The organism is Shewanella sp. SG41-4, from assembly GCF_014164505.1.
Lineage (GTDB): Bacteria > Pseudomonadota > Gammaproteobacteria > Enterobacterales > Shewanellaceae > Shewanella.
The window spans coordinates 1-3,716 of sequence record NZ_JACJFI010000332.1 but is presented as its reverse complement, the minus strand read 5'-3'; the positions used below and the strand labels follow the sequence as shown (position 1 = coordinate 3,716).

The 3,716-nt window shown below is 40.8% G+C and carries 4 protein-coding genes and 1 pseudogene; 3 read left to right on the top strand and 2 right to left on the bottom strand.

Annotation, left to right across the window (positions count from 1 at the left end; all coding sequences use genetic code 11):
- Positions 1–314: 314 nt before the first annotated feature.
- Positions 315–1,406, top strand: a complete 1,092-nt coding sequence (locus H5202_RS19145; RefSeq protein ID WP_182773465.1) for a M35 family metallo-endopeptidase — start codon at positions 315–317, stop codon at positions 1,404–1,406.
- 93 nt (positions 1,407–1,499) lie between these two features.
- Complete coding sequence (locus tag H5202_RS19140; RefSeq protein WP_182773464.1) at positions 1,500–2,024, top strand: hypothetical protein; 525 nt, start codon at positions 1,500–1,502, stop codon at positions 2,022–2,024.
- 128 nt (positions 2,025–2,152) lie between these two features.
- On the opposite strand, the gene H5202_RS19135 is transcribed toward H5202_RS19140, so the two are convergent.
- Both H5202_RS19135 and H5202_RS19130 read right to left on the bottom strand, forming a co-directional pair.
- Positions 2,153–2,566, bottom strand: coding sequence for a hypothetical protein (locus tag H5202_RS19135; RefSeq protein ID WP_182773463.1), 414 nt, complete (start codon positions 2,564–2,566; stop codon positions 2,153–2,155).
- Between the two features lie 199 nt (positions 2,567–2,765).
- Positions 2,766–2,933 (bottom strand): hypothetical protein, encoded by a 168-nt coding sequence (locus H5202_RS19130; RefSeq protein ID WP_182773462.1) that lies wholly within the window; start codon positions 2,931–2,933, stop codon positions 2,766–2,768.
- A 394-nt stretch (positions 2,934–3,327) separates the two neighbouring features.
- Here H5202_RS19130 and H5202_RS19125 point away from each other — a divergent pair.
- Positions 3,328–3,716: pseudogene (locus tag H5202_RS19125) on the top strand (IS4 family transposase); the annotation flags it as partial.

The window sequence follows — 3,716 nt, the reverse complement described above, 5'->3', positions numbered from 1 at the left end:
CAAAATCCTCAAACAAGGCAAGCATCTTATCGAACCTTATTTCAACATCAATTAGATGCAAAAATGATTAGCGATATTCGTCAAGCGACCAATAAAAAGCATGGTGATCGGTAGCGACACATTCAAAGATCAAATAGAAAAACTAACGGAAAAAAGTATCCATCCAAAGAAAATGAGGCGCCCTTTTAAGGTAATAGAATAAAGTTTACTCATCTGACCCCACTTATTTTAGTTGCTGTAATCGATACATTAAGCATAAACTCGAAACCGAAACAAAGTTGCAACATAAAAATAACATCATAAGGACCACCTTAATGAACAAAACAAGCAAACTATCTGCTTTGAGCTTAGCATTGGCACTATGTAGCACAAGTGCGCTAGCCGATGGTATACGTGCAAGCTTAGAAATGGGTAAACAAGATTATCAAGCAAGCGAAGATGTCATGGTACGTGTAACATTGACTAACGATGAAAAAGTACCCGTCAAAATTCTCAAATGGTATACCGCTGTTGATGGTGTTGAAGAATCGCTATTCAAAGTGGTAGTTGATGGCGAAGAACGTCACTATTTGGGCGCGCACTATAAGCGCCCTGCTCCAAGTAAAAATGACTATATCAAGTTAAAGTCGGGTGAAAGCGTATCTTATGATGTGGAGTTATCATCCATTTATGACATGTCTGAAACGGGTAACTACGATATCAGCTATAACGTCAGTTCCATGCAACTATTTGCACCTAACCCTGGGCAAGAAAAGAAGTTAGCGCGTTTAGGCATTGATGGCATTAACTCAAACAATGTTAATTTTTATGTTGAAGGCCGTGAATTCAAAGGCGGCGCGGGTAAAGGTAAACCGGGGACGGGCGATGGTGGTGGTACAACACCGGGGGAAGTTAGCTTCACAGGTCGCTGTAGCAACACGCAACAAACTGATATTTTAGCAGGCTTAGCTGCAGCAAAATCTATGGCCGGCAACAGTAAATCATACCTTCAAGGGACCAATGATAAAGCAGGTTCAGTGCGTTACAACACCTGGTTTGGTAACTACGATGCCAGCCGATGGAATACGGTAACCAGTAACTTTAGCAAAATAGATAGCAGCTTAAACAATGAAGCGCTAACGTTCGACTGTAGCTGTAAGAAAAGTTACTTTGCTTATGTTTACCCGACACAACCTTACAAAATTTACATGTGTAATGCATTCTGGTCTGCACCAACAACGGGGACGGATTCAAAGGGCGGTACTATTGTTCATGAAGTCAGCCATTTCAACATTGTTGCGGGAACGGATGATGTGGTTTATGGCCACACTGGTGCTAAGTCATTAGCCATTAGTAATCCGGCTCAAGCGATTCAAAATGCCGACAGTCATGAATATTTTGCTGAAAACACCCCATTCCAAAACTAACAGGCTTTATTACTAGCCTTTCCAAAAAGGGCGGAGTTTGTCCGCCCTTTTTGACTATAATGACTATACAGATTCAGTATCGATGGCTTTTTCATGATCAGAGTATCCCAACCGCTTCAATTTCGTCCTTTGCTGACGCATATACTATTAACCAGCATGTTGATTTTTAGCCACAACACTCAAGGACATAGTGACATGATCGAACCGGTTAAATGTGAACTTACTACCACTTCCCAAATTGGACAGTTACAATTTTCAGTGCGCAATACTGGGACCAACAGCTGGCAATTTCTTAGTTGGAATACCCCCTTTGATGCTTGGTTTAGCAAATTTATGACGGTAACCCGTGGTGAAGCAACAATCGAATACCAAGGAGCCCTAGCCAAGCGAGGCAAACCGCAAAGTGAAGATTTTATCCAGCTAAAACCAATGCAGACTTTAACTATCGACTTAGATTTAACGCAAGCCTATATGCTGACATCAGGCAAATACCAAATCACCATTTCCCCGATATTATTAGAAACTCTACCAACAAACTTGCCGGCCTTAAGCACAATTGAGAAGCACCCCGATAAGATTCAATGCAACACACACATGCTTGAAATTGACTATTTCTAGGAGTAAGTAGGGGAATCAGAGTATAAATGGGATCAGAGTCTGGCCCCACTTAACAAGGTTTAATCAAGGATCCACAAGCATGCTATTAAATTAGTGGGGATCCCTCAGGCTCTGTCCCCCACTTCCTTTTATACGTCAGTGGTAAGAGAGCCTTTCAATTGAGTATCGAATGTGCCACCTAATGCTTTACAGTCAATATCATTTGGTGAATCCCATGTCACAGCTGTGCCACGTACAACAGGTCTAATAAATTGCCATGGCCAAAAACCGAAACGATGGCCACCGTTGTAGTCAATGATTGCATCAGCACCTAAGGATTGTGCTTGTTTCACTATTATTGGCAGGACGCTATTAATATTTCCATATCCATTTTTTGCATACTTTAACTGAGTAATAACGGTGTATTTTATATCTGATGAAGGCACTCCTGATATCAGGCAGATGGGATTGCTGTGGGATGTAGATTGATTGGCAACGATACTTGTGTTCGAAGCACATGATGTTAGCAGCACCAGGCAGATTAAAAGTATTAGCTTATGCATTAATTGAAATCCTTTCATTTAATTTAATGTGAAGCGCGCTAGTCTATCTGTTTTGGGTATGAATGACATCATAGGCAGAGGTCAATGAAATAAGTGGGGCAGAGTCTGAGGAATCCCCACGAATTTAATAATGCTTTACACGCGAGCTGAAGATAGCCAGTCCGTGCACCTTGCTGCGGCTATACTACAACTTGATATTTTAGCACTTGCCTTTTTTGGCTTGGCCAGGAGGACAATGGGTTCCATTGTTACTTGAGTTGCCATCAACGATAACTTTAGGTCCAGATACTCTTACTGAAGGTCCTATTAATTCGCACCCAGCGAGAAAAACGAGTAATACTAGAGGGAGTAATTTAACTGTTTTCATTATTTGTTCCAATTTGAATATGCTGCTTGGGGGGGGATGATCGACTTCATTTAAAGTCCATTCGCCTTTTAGTTTGGCACACTCTTTGTCGCTGCCAACTTCCGAATCACAATCAGTTCAAAGTCGCATATGTGGTAATGCTAAAAGTATACCTGCTAAGACCAAGCAGCTTATGCTAAGAATTAAAATCAAGCCAGCCATTTTCAATAAATGGGGGTTAGAGTCTGAGGGATCCCCACAAAAAAATAAATAAAAATGATGAGATAGGTTAACAACTGAGGAACATTCATGGCATTTGGTGATCAAATTTATCGCCAAACAAAAATTACCACGAGTAAATGCCATGAATACAAAGCAAGTTTTATAAAAATGCCTCTCACTTGTCCCCCCGCCCCTGTTAACGTAAAAAACGCACAAAACACTCCGCTTTAGTTTGTTTGCTGCCATTGAAAGCTCAATGAACGGAGACTCGATTTCTATCACAGGACTTGGCCGGAACATAACGAGTAAAGCCATGGAAAAACATAAGATTAAACGTGTAGATAGGCTCTGTAGTAATGGTCACTTACATCGTGATATTGAGTTTATTTATACCCGTATAACCTGCTTGCTAGTCGGAAAATGAAACAACCCATCATTCATATCTATTGGTCAGATCTTGATTACCAATAGCAGCATTTTCTCATTCGAGTATCTTTGGCGGCTCAAGGGCGCTCATTGACACTTTATGAAGAAATACATCCGCTAAATAAAAAAGAGAAGCCTAAAACCCATCTACTATTT

Excerpts from the sequence above, each read along its gene's own strand:
- H5202_RS19145 (WP_182773465.1), top strand. The coding sequence starts at position 315 with ATGAACAAAACAAGCAAACTATCTGCTTTGAGCTTAGCATTGGCACTA.
- H5202_RS19140 (WP_182773464.1), top strand. The coding sequence starts at position 1,500 with ATGATCAGAGTATCCCAACCGCTTCAATTTCGTCCTTTGCTGACGCAT.
- H5202_RS19135 (WP_182773463.1), bottom strand. The coding sequence starts at position 2,566 with ATGCATAAGCTAATACTTTTAATCTGCCTGGTGCTGCTAACATCATGT.
- H5202_RS19130 (WP_182773462.1), bottom strand. The coding sequence starts at position 2,933 with ATGAAAACAGTTAAATTACTCCCTCTAGTATTACTCGTTTTTCTCGCT.